Origin of the sequence: Streptomyces sp. NBC_01190, assembly GCF_045039895.1 — a bacterium.
GTDB lineage: Bacteria > Actinomycetota > Actinomycetes > Streptomycetales > Streptomycetaceae > Actinacidiphila.
In genome coordinates this window covers 1,270,602-1,290,384 of the sequence record NZ_CP108580.1, presented here as the reverse complement: position 1 = coordinate 1,290,384, position 19,783 = coordinate 1,270,602, and the positions used below count along the sequence as shown (strand labels likewise).

Genomic DNA, 19,783 nt, shown 5'->3' with positions numbered 1-19,783 from the left:
GCACCCAATTTCGGAACGGGAAGAGATGTCGGCACCGAACAAGTCGTACGACCCAGTCGAGGTCGAGGCGTTGCAGCCGGAACAGATCGAGCGGACGCGTGACGAGGCGCTCGCCGCGATCGCCGGCGCCGCCGATCTGGACGCCCTCGCCCAGGTGAAGACCGCGCACACCGGCGGCACCTCACCGCTGGCGCTTGCCAACCGGGAGATCGGCGCGCTGCCGCCGCAGGCCAAGGCGGAGGCCGGCAAGCGGGTCGGCCAGGCGCGCGGCGCGGTCAACAAGGCCCTCGCGGCCCGGCAGGGCGAGCTGGAGGCCGAGCGCGACACCCGGGTGCTGGTCGAGGAGGCGGTCGATGTCACGCTGCCGTACGACCGCGGCCCGGTCGGCGCCCGCCACCCGCTGACCACGCTGTCGGAGCGGATCGAGGACCTCTTCGTGGCCATGGGCTACGAGGTCGCCGAAGGCCCCGAGGTCGAGGCCGAGTGGTTCAACTTCGACGCGCTGAACTTCCCGCCCGACCACCCGGCCCGCGAGACCCAGGACACCTTCTTCGTTCAGGGCCCGCAGGGCCAGGAGCAGTCCGGGGTGGTGCTGCGCACGCACACCTCCCCGGTGCAGATCCGCGCGCTGCTCGACCGCGAGCTGCCGGTGTACGTCATCGCGCCCGGCCGGGTGTACCGCTCGGACGAACTCGACGCCACCCACACCCCGGTCTTCGCGCAGGTCGAGCTGCTCGCGGTGGACGAGGGCCTGACCATGGCCGACCTCAAGGGCACCCTGGACCACATGGTCGTCTCGCTCTTCGGCGAGGGCATGACGACCCGGCTGCGGCCCAACCACTTCCCCTTCACCGAGCCGTCCGCCGAGATGGACATGCTCTGCTACGTCTGCCGCGGCGCGTCCGTCGGCGACCCCGACCGCCCCTGCCGCACCTGCTCCTCCGAGGGCTGGATCGAGCTGGGCGGCTGCGGGATGGTCAATCCGCAGGTGCTGATCGCCTGTGGTGTGGACCCCCGCAAGTACAGCGGCTTCGCGTTCGGCTTCGGCATCGAGCGGCTGCTGATGTTCCGCCACAACGTCGAGGACATGCGCGACATCGTCGAGGGTGACGTGCGCTTCACCCTTCCGTTCGGGATGGAGATCTGATGCGGGTCCCGCTTTCTTGGCTGCGGGAGTACGTCGACCTGCCCGCCGGTGTCACCGGCCGCGACGTCCAGGCCAAACTCATTTCCGCCGGCCTTGAGGTCGAGACCGTCGAGCAGCTCGGCGCCGGCATCAAGGGCCCGCTGGTGGTCGGCGAGGTGCTCACCATCGAGGAGCTGACGGGCTTCAAGAAGCCGATCCGCTTCTGCACGGTGGACGTCGGTGACACCAACGGAACGGGCGAGCCGCAGGAGATCGTCTGCGGCGCCAGCAACTTCGCGGTCGGCGACAAGGTCGTGGTGATCCTGCCCGGCGGTGTGCTGCCCGGCGACTTCCAGATCTCGGCGCGCAAGACGTACGGCCACACCTCGCACGGCATGATCTGCTCCGCCCGCGAGCTGGGCATGGGCGACGACCACGACGGCATCATCGTGCTGCCCGACGAGCACGAGGCCGGCACCGACGCGATCGCGCTGCTGGAGCTGGTCGACGAGGTGCTCGACATCGCGGTCACCCCGGACCGCGGCTACTGCCTGTCGCTGCGCGGCGTCGGGCGGGAGACCGCCATCGCCTACGGGCTGCCGTTCAGCGACCCGGCGCAGATCGACGTGCCGTCGGCGGACGACGCGGGCTACCCGGTCAAGGTCGCCGACCCGGTCGGCAGCGACCGGTTCACCGCCCGGACGGTGACCGGGATCAACCCTGCCGCCCGCTCGCCGATCTGGCTCCAGCGGCGGCTGCAGAAGGTCGGTATGCGGCCGATCTCGCTCGCCGTCGACATCACCAACTACGTGATGATCGAGATCGGGCAGCCGCTGCACGCGTACGACCGGACCCGGCTGGCCGGACCCATCGGGGTGCGGCGCGCCGAGGCCGGCGAGAAGCTCACCACCCTCGACGGTGTGCAGCGGGTGCTGGACACCGAGGACCTGGTCATCACCGACGACAGCGGTCCGATCGGCCTGGCCGGGGTGATGGGCGGCGCCCACACCGAGATCGCCGACGCGGGCGAGGACGCCGGGACGACCGAGGTCGTCATCGAGGCCGCGCACTTCGCCCCGGTGTCCGTCGCGCGCACCGCCCGCCGCCACAAGCTGGGCTCCGAGGCGTCCCGCCGCTTCGAGCGCGGCACCGACCCGGAGGCGACCGCCGCGGCAGCGCAGCGGGCCGTCGACCTGCTGGTGCTGCTGGCCGGCGGGTCGGCGGAGCCGGGCGTCACCGATGTGGTCACGCCGTCGGCGCCGCGCACCGTCGCTATGGCCGCCGACCACCCCGACCGGGTGGCCGGCACGGTCTACGGCCGTGAGACGGTGATCCGGCGGCTGCGGGAGATCGGCTGCGAGGTCGCCACGGCCGGCGCCGGCGATGTGGACGGGGCCGACGGGGCCGACGGGGCCGACGAGTTGATCGTCACCGTGCCGAGCTGGCGGCCGGACCTGTCCTTCCCCAACGACCTGGCGGAGGAGGTCATCCGGCTCGAAGGGTACGAGAACCTGCCGTCCACCCTGCCGCGGCTGCCGGCCGGGCGCGGTCTGACCGCCTCGCAGCGACTGCGCCGGCGGGTCGGCCGGGCGCTGGCCGGGGCCGGATACGTGGAGGCGCCGAGCTACCCCTTCCTCGGGGCGGAGGTCTTCGACCAGCTCGGTCTGGCCGCGGATGATCCGCGGCGGCGGACCGTACGGCTCGCCAATCCGCTCTACGAGACCGAGCCGTCGCTGCGGACCACGCTGCTGCCCGGGCTGCTGGCGACGCTGCGGCGGAACCTCGGGCGTGGCGCGCACGATCTGGCGCTCTTCGAGACGGGGCTGGTCTTCCAGCCCAAGGAGTCGCGGGAGCACAGCCCGGTGCCGCCGAGGCTGCCGGTCGACCGGCGTCCGACGCCGGAGGAGATCGCCGAGCTCGAAGCGGCGCTGCCGGACCAGCCGCGGCGGGTCGGTGTGGTGCTGGCCGGGGGCCGGGAGCAGGCCGGCTGGTGGGGCGAGGGCCACCCGGCGACGTGGGCCGACGCGATCGAGGCGGCCCGGACCATCGCCCGGGAGGCCGGCGTACGGCTGACGGTCCGCCAGGGCCAGTACGCGCCCTTCCACCCCGGACGGTGCGCGGTGCTGCTGGCGAGCCCCGCGGGCGGTACGGAGGCCGCCGGCGGTGACGGTGCAGACAGTGGAGACGCTGCCGGCGCCGGTGCCGGCGCGGAGGTGCTGGTCGGCCACGCGGGCGAGCTGCACCCCCGGGTCACCAAGGCGCTCGGGCTGCCCGCGCGGACGTGCGCGGCGGAAGTGGACCTGGACGTGCTGGAGCGGGTGGGCGGCGCCGCGGTGACCGGCCCCCGGGTCTCCGCCTTCCCGGTCGCCACCCAGGACGTCGCCCTGGTGGTGGACGAGAGCGTCCCGGCCGCCGACGTCGAGCGGGCCCTCTGCGAGGGCGCGGGCGAACTCCTGGAGTCTCTGCGGCTGTTCGACATCTTCCGCGGCCCGCAGATCGGCGAGAGCCGCAAGTCCCTCGCCTACGCTCTGCGCTTCCGCGCCCCCGACCGCACCCTGACGGCCGAGGAGGCCACCACGGCCAGGGACGCCGCGGTCGCCGCCGCCACCACCCGAACCGGTGCCACCCTCCGCGGCGCCTGACCCCCACCGCCACCCGCACCCCCACCCACAGGGGCCGCCCCCATCCCGGGAGCGGCCCCTGTGCCGTACCCCCGAGCGGGCCGGGGCGGCCCGTGCCGGGTGGGCCGGCGGGCGATGGCGGCTCTGCCCGTTCTAGGTCCGGTCAAGCTCAGTCAAACCAGTCAAACCCGGTCAAGTCCGATCAAACCCGGTCAAGCGCCCTGCCGGGCGTGGTGGGTTTCGTCGCTCTTTCGGGTGATTAAGGGGGGCGTGAGGGGTGCGATGGGAGGAGGAGTCGCCAGACTCGGGGACGCGAGAGCCGGGCGCGGGCGCGGCTGCCAGTAAGGGAGCCGGTGGATGACGCTGGAATGGGTTTGTGGTGGGCTGCGCCGGGCTCCGTGGCTGCTGGTGCCCGGCGCCTGGATCACCGCGCTGGCCACGCTGTCGTGGTGGCTGAAGGACGGCGAGGACGTGCTGGCCGGGCTGGCGATCACGCCCGCCCTGACCTGCCTGCTCGGCGGCGGGCGGCGCCGGGTGCTGGTGAGCGGGGCGCTCACCCTCGCGGTGCTCGCCGGTGAGATGACCAAGGACGCCACGGTCGACACCGGCCCCGCCATAGGCGCCGCCGTCACCATGCTCGCCGTGCTGATCACCGGTGTGTGCGCCGCCACCGGCCGCAGCCGGCTCACCTCGGAGCTCGACCGCACCCGCGAGATCGCGCTCGCCGCCCAGCAGGTGCTGCTGCGTCCGCTGCCGCACCGTATCGGCGAGTGGACGGTGGCCGGTGAGTACGTCAGCGCCAGCGTCGGCGCGCACATCGGCGGCGACTTCTACGAAGTGCTGGCCACTCCCTTCGGCGTGCGGGCCCTGATCGGTGACGCCCGGGGGCACGGCCTGCCGGCGGTCGGCGTGGTCGCCGCCCTGCTCGGCTGCTTCCGCGAGGCCGCCCACCAGGAACCCGAGCTGAGCGGTGTGCTGCACCGCCTCGACGGCGCCCTCCACCGGCATCTGCGGGACCGCGAGCCGGGCGCGTGCGACCCGGTGACCGAGGAGTTCGCCACCGTCCAGCTCATCCAGCTCGGCGCCGACGGCACCTACCAGGCCGTCAACTGCGGCCACCCGCAGCCGTACCTGCTCGGCCCGCGCCCCAGCCCGCTGCCGCTGGGCGACCCGCTGCCGCCGCTCGGCCTCCTCGAACCGGCCGCACCCGGCGCACCTGGCGGACCGGGCGGCGGACCGGGCGGCGGACCGGCCGGCCCCGGCGGCGGACCGGACAGCCCCGGTGGACCTGGTGCGCTCCCGGCCGGGTCGGCCGTCGGCCGGATCGCCGCGGGGGAGGGGCTGCTGCTCTACACCGACGGTACGCAGGACGCCCGCGACGGCGCCGGCACCTTCTTCCCGCTCTCCGCCGCCCTGACCAGGGACGCCACCCCCGGCCCGCTGTCGGCGCCGGCCGTCGCGGCCGGTCTGCGGAGCGCCGTGCAGCGCCACACCGGGGGCCGGCTCGCCGACGACATGGCCGTCCTGGTGCTGATCCGGGACGCCGCCCGCAAGCCCAACCCCGAACGCCCCGCGGCCCTCTGCTCGGGCGCGCCGCAACTCTGACGACCCGACCCGCCGGTCCGCAGCCGCCCCAGCACCACGGTCTGCGGAAATGCTTCGCGATGCCCATCGCTTCTTGCGGAAGAAAGTTTTTGATTCAGCAAACTTGAGTCTAGATATTGCGGACCCGTGTCGGTGACATTACGGTTCCCATGCGACGCGACCGCCCCGTACAGCCCGCACCGCCCGCACCGACCCGTGAACCACGAACCACCTCGCCTCCGTCGCGCACGGAGCAGTGAGGCGTTTCCGCGTGCTCTGCCACGTCGCCGACGCCTCGCTTCTCCGTGCGTCCGACGGCGGTCCGCGGTGGCCGCCGGCGCACGGACCGGCGCGGGCCGGCCTTTCATGTCGAAAGGAGCACACGTTGTTCCAGCCCATCAGACAGCTAGGGCGCACCATCGCCCTGGGAAGTACCACCGCTCTGCTCGCCGCCGCCGGCGTCATCGCCCTCGCGGCCCAGCCCGCCTGGGCCGCCGCCACCGGAGGCAGCGGCGCGAGCCTGCCCTACGTCGAGGTGCAGGCGGAGAACTCCGCCACCAACGGGACGGTCATCGGCCCGAGTTACAGCGCCGGCCAGCTCGCCGACGAGGCGTCCTACCGCAAGGCCGTGACCCTCCAGGGCAGCGGCAAGTACGTCTCCTTCACCACCCCGGTGGCGACCAACTCGATCGACTTCCGCTACAGCATCCCGGACGGCGCGGGCGGCTCGGTCTACACCGCCCCGCTGTCGCTGTACGTCAACAACGTCAAGCAGCCGGACTTCTCGCTGACCGACGCCTACAGCTGGTACTACGGCAGCTACCCCTTCACCAACTCCCCCGGCAGCAACCCGCACCACTTCTACGACGAGGCGCACCGCCTCTTCTCGCAGTCGTATCCCGCGGGCACCACCTTCAAGTTGCAGGTCGACTCCGGGGACAACGCCTCCTCGTACACCGTCGACTTCGCCGACTTCGAGCAGGTCGGCGCCGCGCTGCCGCAGCCGTCCGGTTCGGTCTCGGTGACCAGCAAGGGCGCCGACTCGACCGGCGCCGCCGACTCGACCGCCGCGTTCAACGCCGCCATCAGCGCGGCCGGCGCCGGCGGCACGGTGTGGATACCGCCGGGCACGTACAACATCCCCGGACACATCTCGGTCAACAACGTCACGGTGGCCGGCGCCGGCATGTGGTACTCGACCGTGACCGGTACCGCACCCGGCTTCTACGGCAACTCCGCGCCCTCGCCGAGCAGCAACGTGCACCTGCAGAACTTCGCGATCTTCGGCAACGTCCAGGAGCGCGACGACAGCGCCCAGGTCAACGGCATCGGCGGCGCACTCAGCAACTCCACCGTCTCCAGTGTGTGGATCGACCACATGAAGGTCGGCGCCTGGATGGACGGGCCGATGGACAAGCTGACCTTCACCGGGATGCGCATCCGCGACACCACCGCGGACGGCATCAACTTCCACGGCGGCGTCACCAACTCCACCGTCACCAACAGCGAGATCCGCAACACCGGTGACGACGGCATCGCGACCTGGGCCGACTCCGGTCTCGGCGCGGACGCCAACGACACCATCTCCAACAACACGGTGGAAACGCAGATCCTCGCCAACGGCATCGCGATCTACGGCGGCCACGACAACACCGTCAGCGGCAACCTGGTGCAGGACACCGGCCTCGCCCAGGGCGGCGGCATCCACGTCGGGCAGCGCTTCACCTCCACCCCGGTCGGCACCACCACGATCTCCAACAACACCCTGATCCGCGACGGCGGCCTCGACCCCAACTGGCAGTTCGGTGTCGGCGCGCTGTGGTTCGACGGCAGCCAGGGCGCCATCACCGGGCCGATCAACGTCACCAACGCGCTGATCGAGCAGAGCCCGTACGAGGCCGTCCAGTGGGTTGAGGGCACCGTCAGCGGGGTCAACCTCAACAACGTGACCATCGCGGGCACCGGCACCTTCGCGCTCCAGGAACAGACCGGCGGCGCCGCGAAGTTCACCAACGTGACGGCCACCGGCGTCGGCGCCCCCTCGCCGATCTACAGCTGTGAGGGCGGCAACTTCGTCGTGACCGACGGGGGCGGCAACTCCGGCATCTCCGGTACGCCGGTCTGCGGTCCCTGGCCGACCCCGGTCTTCCCGCCGTACCCGGCCGAGGGCGTCCAGGCCAACCCCAGCGCCCTCAACTTCGGCTCGGTCGCGACCGGTTCGACCAGCTCGGCGCAGACCGTCACGGTCTCCAACCCGACCGGTTCGGCGGCGGCCGTCTCCTCGATCGCCGCCACCGGCGACTTCTCGCAGACCAACACCTGCGGTACGTCGATCCCGGCCAGCGGCTCCTGCACGATCAGCGTGAAGTTCGCGCCGACCGCGGCCGGCAGCCGTACCGGCACGGTCACCGTCAACGCGGGCGGCAACACCGACACGGTCAGCCTGTCCGGCACCGGCGTCGCGCCGGGACCGATTCTGAACACCAACCCGGCCGGCCTCTCCTTCGCCAGTACGGTGGTCGGCTCGTCGGCCACCGCGCAGACGGTGACGGTGACCAACTCCGGCACCTCCGCGGCCACCGTCTCCGGCGTCACCACGTCCGGCGACTTCAGCCAGACCAACAACTGCTCCAGCCTCGCGGTCGGCGCGTCCTGCACGGTGACCGTCGGCTTCAAGCCCACCACCGGCGGCGCCCGCAGCGGCAACCTGACCGTCACCAGCAACGCCAACAACAGCCCGACCGTCGTCGCGCTGAGCGGCAGCGGCATCGACTCCAGCACCAACATCGCGGCCGGCCGGACGGCCACCGCGAGCTCCAGCAGCAGCCCGTACGTGCCGGCGAACCTCACCGACACCGACGCGTCCACCTACTGGGAGAGCGCCAGCTCCTTCCCGCAGTGGGCCCAGGTCGACCTCGGGCAGAACTACAGCGTCGGCAAGGTCGTCCTGAAGCTCCCGCCGGCCACCGCGTGGGCGACCCGCACCGAGACCCTGTCGCTCCAGGGGTCGACGGACGGCTCCAGCTTCTCCAACCTCGTGGGCTCGGCCACCTACACCTTCGACCCGAACGCCAACAACAACACGGTGACCATCACCTTCAACGCGGCCACCGCCCGCTACGTACGGGCCAACATCACCGCCAACTCGGGGTGGAGCGCCGGCCAGCTGTCGGACTTCCAGGTGTTCCCGAGCGGCAGCGGCGGCGGCACCACGTCGGCGAACCTGTCCACCAGCCCGTCCTCGCTGACCTTCGCCAGCCAGGCGCTCAACACCACGAGCGCCGCGCAGACGGTGACCGTCACCAACACCGGAACCGCGGCCGCGGCCGTCTCCGGCGTCACCGCCGGCGGTGACTTCTCGCAGACCAACACCTGCGGGTCCTCGATCGCGGTGAACGCCTCCTGCACGGTCAGCGTGAAGTTCACCCCGACCGCGTCCGGCACCCGCACCGGCTCCGTCACCGTCAACAGCAACGCGTCGAACAGCCCGGCCACGGTCGCGCTGACCGGCACCGGGGCGGGCACGGTGGCCACCAACCTGGCGGCCGGCAAGCCCACCAGCGAGTCGAGCCACTCGGACGTCTACCCGTCGTCGGACGTGACGGACGGCAACCAGAACACCTACTGGGAGAGCGCCAACAGCGCCTTCCCCCAGTGGGTCCAGGTCGACCTCGGTTCCGCGCAGAGCGCGAGCCGTGTCGTCCTCGAGCTCCCCGCCACCTGGGGCGCCAGGACCCAGACGCTGTCGGTCTCCGGCAGCACCAACGGCAGCACCTTCACCACGCTCAAGGCGTCGGCCGCGTACTCCTTCGACCCGGCCGGCAACAACATCGTCACCATCACCTTCGCCGCGTCCACCCAGCGCTACTTCCGGGTGAACGTCACGGCGAACACCGGCTGGCCCGCGGGCCAGCTCTCGGAGCTCCAGGTCTGGAACAGCTGACCGGCTCCTCAGCGGTGCCGCCGGGCGCGTTCGCGCGCCCGGCGGCACCGCCGCGTCAAGGGCCGGCCGGTGCGGCCGAGACCAGGGCCGCCACCACCGCGGCGGCGAGCGCGTCCAGCCCGCCGGGACCGTAGGACTCGCGCAGCACGGTGAGCCGCCAGTAGAGCGGTCCCGCCAACAGGTCGAGGGCGAGGGCCGGATCGGTGTCCGCGGCGATCTCGCCGCGCGCAGCGGCCTGCCGGAGCACCGCCGAGGTGACCGCGCGGTGGGTCTCGCGCAGCGCGGTGGCCAGCGCGCCGGCCAGTTCCGGGGTGCGGGCCGCCTCGGCGAGCAGGTCCGGGACGATCCGTACGGCCAGCGGGTGCCGCAGCGCGCCCGCTCCCACCTGGAGCAGCGCCCGTACGTCCCCCAGCAGCGAGCCGGTGTCCGGCACCGGCAGCCCGGCCGCGGCCACGTCCGGTACCAGGTCGAGCACGAGCGGCAGCTTGGCGCGCCACCGCCGGTAGACGGCGGCCTTGCCGACGCCCGCCCGCCGGGCGATGCCCTCCATCGACATCCGCCCGTAGCCGACGGCGGCGAGTTCGGCGAAGACGGCCGCCCGGATCGCCTCGGTCACCTCCGTCCGCAGTACGGCCGCGCCCGCGGGCGCCCGGCGCGAGGTGCGGGCGCTGCCGGCCGATCGGTCGGTGGGCCCGGTCCGCTCTTCGGTCGGGGCGCGCCCCTCGCCACTGTTGCCGTCGCCGCCGTCGCTGCTGTTGCCGCTGTCGCCCTCGTCCGGCCGGCCGGCCACCGGAGATCCCGCTTCCATGGCGGTGAGCCTAACCGAACAACGGATCGGTGGCGTGGCGACGGAACGGTTGCGTTCCGTCCCTGCTCGTCCTACTCTCGGTCGCGACGATACGGACCCGTTCCGTCGTGCTGTACGCCGTACCTCCGGGAGGCCCCGATGTCCGTCGCGTCGCCTGCCGCCCTGGCAGCCGTCCCGCCCGCCGCTCGCGCCCGGGTCCGGCCGTACGGGTGGCCGCTCGGCCTGATGTGGGCGACTGTGGCCGCAATGGGTGGGTACGTGTTCTTCTGGTCGTCCGAGGAGGAGTACGGGCGTGGCTGACCGAACCGCTGAACAGGCCACGGGCGAGCAGCCCGGGACCGAGGGGCCACCCGAGGCGGTCTCCGAGCCCCGGGAAGCGCCCGCGGCCGGCGGCCCCGAACCCCGCGACGCCCCGCCGGGCCCGTCGCCGAGCCCGTCGGCCGCCGCGGAGCCCGTCGCCGAGCCCGCGGCCGGTGCGACCGCCGCGCCGGGGGAGGCCGCCGGGGTCAACGCCCCGGCCGAGACCCGGGTGCCCACGGTGATCGTGGAGGACCTGCACGTCGTCTACCGGATCTACGGCGCCGGCACCGGCCGCGGCAACGCGACCTCCGCCCTGCGCCGGCTGCTGCTGCGCAGGGGGACGCCGAACGTGCACACCGTCCACGCGGTCCGCGGCGTCACCTTCACGGCCTATCGCGGCGAGGCGATCGGCATCATCGGCTCCAACGGCTCCGGCAAGTCCACGCTGCTCAAGGCGATCGCGGGGCTGCTGCCCGCCGACCGCGGCAGGGTCTACAGCGAGGGCCAGCCGTCCCTGCTCGGCGTCAACGCCGCGCTGATGAACGACCTCACCGGCGGCACCAACGTGCTGCTCGGCGGCCTCGCCATGGGCATGTCGCAGGAGGAGGTCCGCGGCCGCTACCGGGGCATCGTGGAGTTCTCCGGCATCAACGACCAGGGCGACTTCATCTCGCTGCCGATGCGGACCTACTCCTCCGGCATGGCGGCCAGGCTCCGCTTCTCCATCGCCGCCGCCAAGAACCACGACGTACTGATGATCGACGAAGCCCTGGCCACCGGCGACCACGCCTTCCAGAAGCGCTCCGAGGAACGTATCCGGGAGCTGCGCAAGGAAGCGGGCACGGTCTTCCTGGTCAGCCACAACAACAAGTCGATCCGGGACACCTGCGACCGCGTGCTCTGGATCGAGCACGGCGAACTCCTCATGGACGGGCCGACGGAGGAGGTCGTCCAGGCCTATGAGCGGCACGGCGACGATGACGGCGACGACGGCGACGGCGGGGATCACGGCGACCGGGCCGACCGGGCCGGGAAGTGACGAGTTGTCCGGTCGAGGGCGAGCGCGCCGCTCCGGTCAGTACGGGTAGAAGCCCGCGCCCGACTTGCGGCCCAGCCGCCCCGCGTCCACCAGCCGCCGCAGGATCGGCGGCGGCGCGTAGAGCGGCTCCTTGAACTCGTCGTACATCGAGTCGGCGATCGCGGCGACCGTGTCCAGGCCGATCAGATCGGAGAGCTTCAGCGGACCCATCGGGTGCGCGCAGCCCATCTCCATACCGTTGTCGATGTCCTCGCGGGTCGCCGCCCCCGACTCGTACATCCGGATCGCGGCCAGCAGATACGGCACCAGCAGCGCGTTCACCACGAACCCCGAGCGGTCCTGGGCGCGGATGGCGTGCTTGCCCAGCACCTCGGTGACCAGGTGTTCCGCCCGCTTGACGGTGTCGCCCGCGGTGGTGAGCGCCGGGATCAGCTCCACCAGCGACTGCACCGGCGCCGGGTTGAAGAAGTGGATGCCGAGCACGTGGTCGGGGCGGGAGGTGGCGACCGCGAGCCGGACCAGCGGGATGGAGGAGGTGTTGGAGGCCAGGATCGCGTCCCGGCGGAGCACCACCTCGTCGAGCGTCCGGAAGATCCCGGTCTTGACCCGCTCGTCCTCGACCACGGCCTCGATCACCAGATCGCGGTCGGCGAAGTCACCGAGGTCGGTGGTGAAACCCACCCGGGCCAGCGCCGCGTCGCGCTCCGCCGCGGTGATCTTGCCGCGCTCGGCGGCCTTGCCGAGCGAACCGGTCAACCGGGCGCGGCCCTGGTCGAGTGCCTCACGGGTGGTCTCCGCGATCCGGACGTCGAGCCCGGCCTTCGCGCACACCTCGGCGATCCCGGAACCCATCTGGCCCGCGCCCACCACTCCGACGCGCTGGATGTCACTCACTCGTCTGCCCCTCGCCTCTCCGGCACTCCCAGGTACTCCTCGCGGGTACCGCACAGACGTTACCGCCGCCCGGCCACCCGGCGGGGGCATCGGCGCCATGGTCGCGATTGGTGCGGAAGTGATGGGACGGTCTGGTGGGTTGTGGACCCGGGCGCCGGGGCCCATCATCGGCGGGACGGCCCGGTCGTGGCGGCCCGGTCGTGGCGGCCCGGTCGTGGCGGTCAGGTCGCCGTGGCCCGGTCGCGGCGGACCCGGTTGTGGACACGGCTTCACGACCCCAGGGTTGGGACGGACGTTGTGGTGGACGTTGTGGTGGACACGTGACGGACACGTGACGGACACGTGGCGGACATCGTGACGGACGAGGCGCGCTCGATGGTGTGACCGACGGTCAGGAGGAACGGATGGGACGGCTCTCCCGCAGGACCCTCACCGTGACGGCGGCGGCCGCGCTGGCGGCCGGCGGCGTCCCAAGATCCGCGGCGGCGGCCGCCGCGAAGGTGTCACCGAGCGCCCCGGGCGCCTCGCCGGCGGCGGGCGGAGCCCTCCCCGCGAGCGGGTGCCGGGCGGCGGACGCCACCTCCTGCCGGGAACTGCGCGGCATGTGGATCGCCACCGTCGCCAACACCGACTGGCCGTCAGCCCCCGGCCTCACCCCCGCCGAGCAGCGGGCCGAACTGCTCGGCCTGCTCGATCTCGCCGTCGAACGGCGGCTGAACGCGGTGATGTTCCAGGTCAGGCCGACCGCCGACGCGTTCTGGCCGTCGCCGTACGAGCCCTGGTCGCGGTATCTGACGGGCACCCAGGGGCGTGACCCCGGCTGGGACCCGCTTGGCACGGCCGTCCAGGAGGCGCACCGGCGCGGCCTGGAACTGCACGCCTGGTTCAACCCCTACCGGGTGGCGATGACCGACGACCCCGGCACGCTGGTCCCCACCCACCCGGCCCGGCTGCGTCCGGAGTGGGCCGTGCCGTTCGGCGGCAAGCTCTACTACAACCCCGGTCTGCCCGAGGTCCGCCGCTTCGTCGAGGACGCGATGCTGGACGCGGTCCGCCGCTACCCGATCGACGCCGTGCACTGGGACGACTACTTCTATCCGTATCCGGTGGCGGGACAGACCTTCCCCGACGACGACGCCTACGCCCGCTACGGCGCGGGCTTCCCCGACCGCGACGCGTGGCGCCGCCACAACACCGACCTGCTGGTCCGGGAGACCGCCGCCCGGATCAAGCGGATCCGGCCCAGGACCCGTTTCGGCATCAGCCCGTTCGGCGTCTGGCGCAACGCGGCCGACGACCCCCTCGGCTCGGCCACCACGGCCGGTGTGCGGACCTACGACGACCTGCACGCGGACACCCGCACCTGGGTCCGTAAGGAATGGATCGACTACATCGTCCCCCAGGTCTACTGGAACATCGGTTTCGCCGCCGCCGACTACGCGACGCTGATCCCCTGGTGGTCCGCCGCGGTGGCCGGCACCCGGGTGCGCCTCTACATCGGCGAGGCCCTCTACAAGGTCGGCGACCCGGCGCAGCCGGCACCGTGGCAGGACCCCCGGGAACTGCTCCGGCACCTCGACTTCTGCGACCGGTACCCCGAGGTCCGGGGCAACATCTACTTCTCCGCGACGCAGGTCGTCGCCGATCCGCTGGGCGCCATGAGCCTGGTCGCCGAGCGCTACAAGCACCGCGGGAGGCGGTAGCCGGGGGCCGCGGCTCCGGCGGCGTCCGGGGCGGGTTCACGTGGCTCTGTCACCGGTGGTCCGGTCTTCGTCCGGGCGCCCCGGCGCGCAGTCCGTCCATGACGATGTCCAGCAACCGGGTGGCCCTCGGCTGCCAGTCCTCGCGCGGGTCGATCTGCCAGAGGCCGGCGATCGCCAGGAAGAAGTCGTCCGGGGTCACCCCTGGGCGGATGGTGCCGGCCTCCTCGTTGGTGCGGAGCAGGATTTTGGCGGCGTCCATCATCGGGGTGGGACCCGGTTTGGCGGGGGGGCCCGGCGGCGCGCCGGTGACCAGCCGGATCGCGTTGGCCAGGCCGGCCTTGGCCATGGCGAATCCGGCGAGGCGGTCCATCCACTCGCGCAGGGCCTGTTCGGGTGCGCGCGTGGCGAGCAACCCGGTCGCCGCTTCGGAGACCTGCTGCATCTCGTGGCGGTAGAGCTCAAGGACCAGCGCCTCGCGATGGGGGAAGTTGCGGTAGATCGTGCCCTGGCCGACGCGGGCCTTCTTGGCGATCTCGCTCAGCGGGACGTCCGCCCGCAGGGTCAGTTCGACCATCGCGACCTGAAGGATGCGTTCGCGATTGCGCTGCGCGTCCGAGCGCAGGGGAGTGTCCTTCTTCGGCTGGGGCACGTCTTTCTCCTCACGGGTTCGCCGCCGCATCCCGTCCTTGCCAACCGGACAGTTGTCCGTTAGTCTGAGGCGAAATGGACGGCAGTCCGGTTAGTTGTCACCTTAGGGGTGCCTGCCGGTGCCCACAGCCCGAATTCCTTGTCACCGGACACAAAGGAAGGCTGAACATGGACCCAGCTCCCTCGTCGACGTCCAGTGCGATCACTCTGCACATCAACGGCGAGAAGCACCGTCTGTCCATCGATCACCGCACCACCCTGCTCGACGCACTGCGCGAGCGCTTGGACCTCACCGGCACCAAGAAGGGTTGCGACCAGGGGCAGTGCGGCGCCTGTACCGTTCTGGTCGACAAGCGTCGTGTCGTCTCCTGCCTGAGTCTCGCGGTCGCGGCCGAGGGGCGCGAAGTCACCACCATCGAAGGCGTGGCCGAGGGCGCCGAACTGCACCCCGTCCAGCAGGCCTTTCTCGACCTCGACGGCTACCAGTGCGGCTACTGCACGCCCGGCCAGATCTGCTCGGCCATCGGCGTCATCGAAGAACACGCGGCCGGCTGGCCGAGCGCCGTCACCGACGACGTGGGCATCGAGGCGGCGCCGGTACCGCTCACGCCCGACGAGATCCGCGAGCGCATGAGCGGGAATCTGTGCCGCTGCGGCGCCTACGTCTCGATCGTCCAGGCCGTCAGTCGGGCGGCGGCGTCGTACGAAGGAGACCGGACGCCGGAAGCCGTGAAGGAGGCAGCCGTATGAGGGAGTTCGGTTATCGGCGTGCCCATGACGTCGCCGGTGCGGTCGCCCTGCTCGCCGCCGACCCGGACGCGCGGTTCCTCGGCGGAGGCACCAACCTCGTCGACCTGATGAAGGCCGGAGTCGAACGTCCCGCCCGGTTGGTCGACGTCCGTGAACTCCCGCTGGACCGCGTCGAGCGCACCGCGGACGGCGGCCTGCGCATCGGCGCGACCGTCACCAACAGCGACCTCGCCGCCCACCCCGAAGTCCGCAGCCGGTACCCGGCGTTGACCCAGGCCGTGCTGGCTGGGGCCTCCGGGCAATTGCGCAACATGGCCACCGTCGGCGGCAATCTGCTCCAGCGAACCCGCTGCGGCTACTTCTCCGACGTGAGCAAACCCTGCAACAAGCGCGTCCCGGGCAGCGGTTGCCCCGCAGTCGGCGGCGAGCACCACAACCACGCCGTCCTCGGCGCCTCCGACCACTGTGTGGCGGTGCACCCATCCGACATGGGCGTGGCACTGACGGCGTTCGATGCCGTGATCTCCTACGAGACTCCCGACGGGCCGGGCGAGGTGCCGCTCACCGACTTCTACCTCCCCGTCGGCGACACCCCGCACCTGGAGACCGCCTTGCCGCCCGGTGCGCTGATAACCCATGTCAGCCTGCCGCCGATTCCGGTCGCCGCCCGCTCCCGCTACCGCAAGGTGCGCGAACGCGCCTCGTACGCCTTCGCCATCGGCTCCGTCGCCGCCGCGCTGGACATCGAGGACGGCTTCGTACGGGACGCGCGGCTGGCCTTCGGTGCCGTCGCCTCCCGGCCCTGGCGGGCCCGTGCGGCCGAATCCGTCCTGATCGGGGCGCCGGCCGACGGCGGGGCCTTCGCCGCCGCCGCGGATGCCGAACTGGAGGCCGCCAGGCCGCTGCCCGAGAACGGATACAAGGTGACCCTCATGCGCAATCTGGTGGTCGCCGTCCTGACCGAACTCGCCGAGAGGGACGTCCGATGACGATCATCACGCCAGGAGCCACCGGGCTGCGAGGGGCCGTCGGCGTCGCGCATACCCGCGTGGAGGGTCGGGACAAGGTCACCGGAGCCGCCCGCTACGCGGGAGAGATCCCCTTCGCCGAACTGGCCCACGGCTGGCTGGTCCTGTCGACCGTCGCCCGCGGCCGGATCCGCTCGGTCGAGACCGCCCCGGTGCTCGACATGCCGGGCGTGCTCACCGTGCTGCACCACGGCAACGCACCGCGCCTGAACACCAGTTACGTCGGCAGGCTCGGAACTCCCGACCCGACCGCCGCCGTCTTCCAGGACGACCGGGTGCCCAGCGCCGGCTGGCCGGTCGCGCTGGTCGTCGCCACCACCTCCGAGGAGGCCAGGGAGGCCGCCGAGGCGCTGCTCGTCACCTACGACGAGGAGCCGCACGACACCGCACTCGTCCCCGACCACCCCGGCGCCCACCCCGGCGAGGGGCACATGCCGGCGGAGACGGAGAAGGGGGACCTGGAGACCCAACTCGCCACGTCCGCCGTCGTCATGGACGCGCGGTACACCACCCCCGAAGAACAGCACAGTATGATGGAGCCGCACGCCGCGACCGCCCTGTGGGACGCCGGCCGGCTGGAAATCTTCGACTCCAACCAGGGCGCCACCTGGATCCAGAGCGATCTGGCCAAGCTGTTCTCGCTCGACGAGTCCTCGGTGCGGGTGCGTTCCGAACACGTCGGTGGCGGCTTCGGCAGCAAGGGCCTGCGCGCCCACCAGGTGTCCGCCGTGATGGCCGCCACCGCCCTGCGGCGCCCGGTACGGGTGGTGATGACCCGACGTCAGATGTTCTCGCTGACCGGGCACCGCAGCCCCACCGCGCAACGAGTCAGGCTCGGCGCCGACCGGGACGGCCGGCTGCGCGCCCTCGAACACATCTCGCTGAGCCGGACGTCGACCGTGTACGAGTTCGCCGAGCCCAGCGCGGGCTTCGCCCGGGTGATGTACGACGCCGACGCCCACCGCACGGCCAACCACGTCGTACGACTTGACGTGCCGTCCCCGACCTGGATGCGCGCACCGGGCGAGGCACCCGGATCGTTCGCGATCGAATCGGCCCTCGACGAACTCGCGGAACGCTGCGGCGTCGACCCGATCCAACTGCGGCTGCGCAACGAGCCGGAGACCGGCCCCGTCTCCGGGCTCCCGTTCAGCAGCCGCAATCTGGCGGCCTGCTTCCGCGAGGGCGCCCGCAGATTCGGCTGGGCGGACCGCGACCCGCGTCCCGGCGTGCGCCGGGACGGACGCTGGCTGCTGGGCACCGGCACGGCCGCCGCGTCCTACGGCGCCGGGGCCATGCCCTCCACAGCCCTGGCAACGGCGGAGGCGGACGGTTCGTTCACCGTACGGATCTCCGCCGCCGACATCGGCACCGGCGCCCGCACCGCCCTCACCCTGATCGCCGCCGACGCGCTGGGGACCGCGCCCGAAGGGGTCCGGGTCCGGATCGGGGACAGCGACTTCGGCCCCGCGATGATCGCCGGCGGTTCGATGGGCACACGCTCGTGGGCCTGGGCGGTCACGGCCGCGGCCGCCGAGCTGCGGGCGCGGCTTGAGGCGGCCCCGGACATTCCCCCTGAGGGGATCACCGTTCGGTCCGACACCACCGAGGCCCTTGGCGCCCTCGCACGCAAGGAACGGCACTCCTTCGGCGCCCAGTTCGCCGAGGTCGCCGTGGACGTCGCCACCGGAGAGATCCGGGTGCGCCGCATGCTGGGCATCTTCGCCGCCGGCCGGATCGTGAATCCGCTCACCGCCCGCAACCAGCTCCTCGGCGGTATGGTCTGGGGCATCTCCATGGCCCTGCACGAGGAGGCGGTCCGCGACCGGAACACCGGCCGCCACTACGCCCCCGACCTAGCCGGCTACCACGTGGCCACGCACGCGGACGTCCCGGACATCGAGGCGGACTGGGTGGACGACCACGACCCGGACGACCCGGTCGGCATCAAAGGCGTCGGCGAGATCGGCATCGTGGGCGCGGCGGCGGCCGTCGCCAACGCGGTCTGGCACGCCACCGGCGTACGACACCGGGATCTGCCGATCCGACCCGATCGCGTGCTGACGGCTCCGGTTCCGGACCCGGGCCCGGACTCGGTTCCGGACCCGGCCAGGGCGACCCGGCTGGGCAGCGGAGCGGCGCATGCTTGACATCGCCGACGAGCTGCACCGCTGGATGGAGGAGGGCCGGGAGTTCGCCGTCGGCACCGTCGTCTCCGTCGGCGGAAGCGCGCCGCGCGGCCCCGGTGCCGCCCTCGCCGTCGACAGCGAGGGCACCGCGATCGGCTCGGTGTCCGGCGGCTGCGTGGAGGGCGCCGTCTACGAACTCTGCGAACGGGCCCTCCAGGATGGCCGGGTCGTGCGCGAACGGTTCGGCCACAGCGACGAGGACGCGTTCGCCGTCGGGCTGACCTGCGGGGGGACCATCGACGTGATGGTCACCCCGGTCCGCGCCCACTCGCCTGAGCGGGCCGTGTTGCGGGCCGCGCTGTCCGCGGCGGCCGGCGGCGAGTCGGCCGCCCTCGCCCGCGTGGTGCGCGGTCCGGAGGAACTCCTCGGGCGGCCACTGCTCGTCCGCGCCGACGGCGCCCATGAAGGCGGGCTCGGCGGCCGCCCGGAGCTGGACCGTACCGCCCTGGCCGAGACCCGGACCCTGCTGGACGCGGGCCGCACTGGCACCGTCGCCATCTCCGAGGACGGGTCGCACTGCCCGGGCGGGATCACCCTGCTCGTCGAGACCCGCGTGCCGCCGCCCCGCATGATCGTCTTCGGCGCTGTCGACTTCGCCGCGGCGCTGGTGCGGGCGGGAAAGTTCCTCGGCCATCACGTGACCGTGTGCGACGCCCGGCCCGTCTTCGCCACCGAAGCCCGCTTTCCCGAGGCCGACGAGGTCGTCGTCGACTGGCCGCACCGCTATTTACGGCGTACGCCGACCGACGAGCGCACGGTGGTGTGCGTACTCACCCACGAGGCCAGGTTCGATGTCCCGCTGCTCGTGGAAGCACTGCGGATGCCCTTCGCGTTCGTCGGCGCGATGGGCTCACGCCGTACCCACGAGGACCGGATCCGACGCCTGCGTGAGGCGGGCCTGAGCGAGGACGAGCTGAACGGACTGCGCTCGCCCATCGGCTTGGACCTCGGCGCCCGTACGCCCGAGGAGACCGCCCTGTCCATCGCGGCTGAGATCATCGCCGCTCACCGCGGCGGCACCGGCCTACCGCTGACCGGCAGGGCGGAACCCATCCACCGGGACCTCTGGAAGGCAACGGCCTGAACAGCCCGCCGATACGGGTCAGGTGGCGTCGATGGTGGGCCACAGGCCGGTGGGCTGTGCCATGGG

General features: G+C 72.4%; 13 protein-coding genes. 10 read left to right on the top strand and 3 right to left on the bottom strand.

Translation table 11 applies throughout. The features are described from left to right. The first annotated feature begins 25 nt into the window (after positions 1-25). The 4 genes from pheS (at position 26) to OG519_RS05425 (ending at position 9,274) form a co-directional block, all read left to right on the top strand. Complete coding sequence (gene pheS / locus OG519_RS05440) at positions 26-1,147, top strand: phenylalanine--tRNA ligase subunit alpha (protein WP_405579349.1); 1,122 nt, start codon at positions 26-28, stop codon at positions 1,145-1,147. Next, complete coding sequence (gene pheT, locus OG519_RS05435) at positions 1,147-3,768, top strand: phenylalanine--tRNA ligase subunit beta (RefSeq protein WP_405579347.1); 2,622 nt, start codon at positions 1,147-1,149, stop codon at positions 3,766-3,768. The genes pheS and pheT overlap by 1 nt, the downstream gene beginning before the upstream one ends. A gap of 336 nt (positions 3,769-4,104) precedes the next feature. Next, positions 4,105-5,352: a PP2C family protein-serine/threonine phosphatase gene (locus OG519_RS05430; RefSeq protein WP_405579344.1), complete on the top strand. Its 1,248-nt coding sequence runs from the start codon at positions 4,105-4,107 to the stop codon at positions 5,350-5,352. A 364-nt stretch (positions 5,353-5,716) separates the two neighbouring features. After that, positions 5,717-9,274, top strand: a complete 3,558-nt coding sequence (locus OG519_RS05425; RefSeq protein ID WP_405579342.1) for a choice-of-anchor D domain-containing protein — start codon at positions 5,717-5,719, stop codon at positions 9,272-9,274. A 55-nt stretch (positions 9,275-9,329) separates the two neighbouring features. Here the strand turns inward: OG519_RS05425 and OG519_RS05420 are convergent, their stop codons facing one another. Beyond that, positions 9,330-10,082 carry a TetR/AcrR family transcriptional regulator gene (locus OG519_RS05420; RefSeq protein ID WP_405579340.1) on the bottom strand — a complete coding sequence of 251 codons (753 nt, stop codon included), beginning with the start codon at positions 10,080-10,082 and terminating at the stop codon, positions 9,330-9,332. Between the two features lie 529 nt (positions 10,083-10,611). Between OG519_RS05420 and OG519_RS05415 the strand changes: the two genes are divergently transcribed. After that, entirely contained in the window at positions 10,612-11,421 is an 810-nt protein-coding gene (locus OG519_RS05415; protein ID WP_405592478.1) for an ABC transporter ATP-binding protein, read from the top strand. 36 nt (positions 11,422-11,457) lie between these two features. On the opposite strand, the gene OG519_RS05410 is transcribed toward OG519_RS05415, so the two are convergent. Continuing rightward, positions 11,458-12,315 (bottom strand): 3-hydroxybutyryl-CoA dehydrogenase, encoded by an 858-nt coding sequence (locus OG519_RS05410; RefSeq protein ID WP_405579338.1) that lies wholly within the window; start codon positions 12,313-12,315, stop codon positions 11,458-11,460. Positions 12,316-12,719: 404 nt separating this feature from the next. Between OG519_RS05410 and OG519_RS05405 the strand changes: the two genes are divergently transcribed. Further along, entirely contained in the window at positions 12,720-14,018 is a 1,299-nt protein-coding gene (locus tag OG519_RS05405) for a glycoside hydrolase family 10 protein (protein WP_405579336.1), read from the top strand. A 49-nt stretch (positions 14,019-14,067) separates the two neighbouring features. Here the strand turns inward: OG519_RS05405 and OG519_RS05400 are convergent, their stop codons facing one another. Further along, positions 14,068-14,667, bottom strand: a complete 600-nt coding sequence (locus OG519_RS05400) for a TetR/AcrR family transcriptional regulator (RefSeq protein ID WP_405579334.1) — start codon at positions 14,665-14,667, stop codon at positions 14,068-14,070. Between the two features lie 167 nt (positions 14,668-14,834). Here OG519_RS05400 and OG519_RS05395 point away from each other — a divergent pair, with 167 nt between their 5' ends. Genes OG519_RS05395 through OG519_RS05380 form a run of 4 tightly spaced genes read left to right on the top strand, consistent with a single transcriptional unit; the run spans position 14,835 to position 19,717 of the window. Next, positions 14,835-15,416, top strand: a complete 582-nt coding sequence (locus tag OG519_RS05395) for a (2Fe-2S)-binding protein (protein ID WP_405579331.1) — start codon at positions 14,835-14,837, stop codon at positions 15,414-15,416. Beyond that, positions 15,413-16,405 (top strand): FAD binding domain-containing protein, encoded by a 993-nt coding sequence (locus OG519_RS05390; protein WP_405579328.1) that lies wholly within the window; start codon positions 15,413-15,415, stop codon positions 16,403-16,405. The genes OG519_RS05395 and OG519_RS05390 overlap by 4 nt, the downstream gene beginning before the upstream one ends. After that, positions 16,402-18,594: a xanthine dehydrogenase family protein molybdopterin-binding subunit gene (locus OG519_RS05385; protein ID WP_405579326.1), complete on the top strand. Its 2,193-nt coding sequence runs from the start codon at positions 16,402-16,404 to the stop codon at positions 18,592-18,594. The genes OG519_RS05390 and OG519_RS05385 overlap by 4 nt, the downstream gene beginning before the upstream one ends. Further along, a complete protein-coding gene (locus OG519_RS05380) occupies positions 18,587-19,717 on the top strand; it encodes an XdhC family protein (protein ID WP_405579323.1) in 1,131 nt (376 codons plus the stop codon). The genes OG519_RS05385 and OG519_RS05380 overlap by 8 nt, the downstream gene beginning before the upstream one ends. Positions 19,718-19,783: the final 66 nt, after the last annotated feature.

Bases quoted from the DNA above. Each gene is read 5' to 3' on its own strand.
- pheS (WP_405579349.1), top strand. From the start codon at position 26: ATGTCGGCACCGAACAAGTCGTACGACCCAGTCGAGGTCGAGGCGTTG.
- pheT (WP_405579347.1), top strand. From the start codon at position 1,147: ATGCGGGTCCCGCTTTCTTGGCTGCGGGAGTACGTCGACCTGCCCGCC.
- OG519_RS05430 (WP_405579344.1), top strand. From the start codon at position 4,105: ATGACGCTGGAATGGGTTTGTGGTGGGCTGCGCCGGGCTCCGTGGCTG.
- OG519_RS05420 (WP_405579340.1), bottom strand. From the start codon at position 10,082: ATGGAAGCGGGATCTCCGGTGGCCGGCCGGCCGGACGAGGGCGACAGC.
- OG519_RS05405 (WP_405579336.1), top strand. From the start codon at position 12,720: ATGGGACGGCTCTCCCGCAGGACCCTCACCGTGACGGCGGCGGCCGCG.
- OG519_RS05395 (WP_405579331.1), top strand. From the start codon at position 14,835: ATGGACCCAGCTCCCTCGTCGACGTCCAGTGCGATCACTCTGCACATC.
- OG519_RS05390 (WP_405579328.1), top strand. From the start codon at position 15,413: ATGAGGGAGTTCGGTTATCGGCGTGCCCATGACGTCGCCGGTGCGGTC.
- OG519_RS05385 (WP_405579326.1), top strand. From the start codon at position 16,402: ATGACGATCATCACGCCAGGAGCCACCGGGCTGCGAGGGGCCGTCGGC.
- OG519_RS05380 (WP_405579323.1), top strand. From the start codon at position 18,587: ATGCTTGACATCGCCGACGAGCTGCACCGCTGGATGGAGGAGGGCCGG.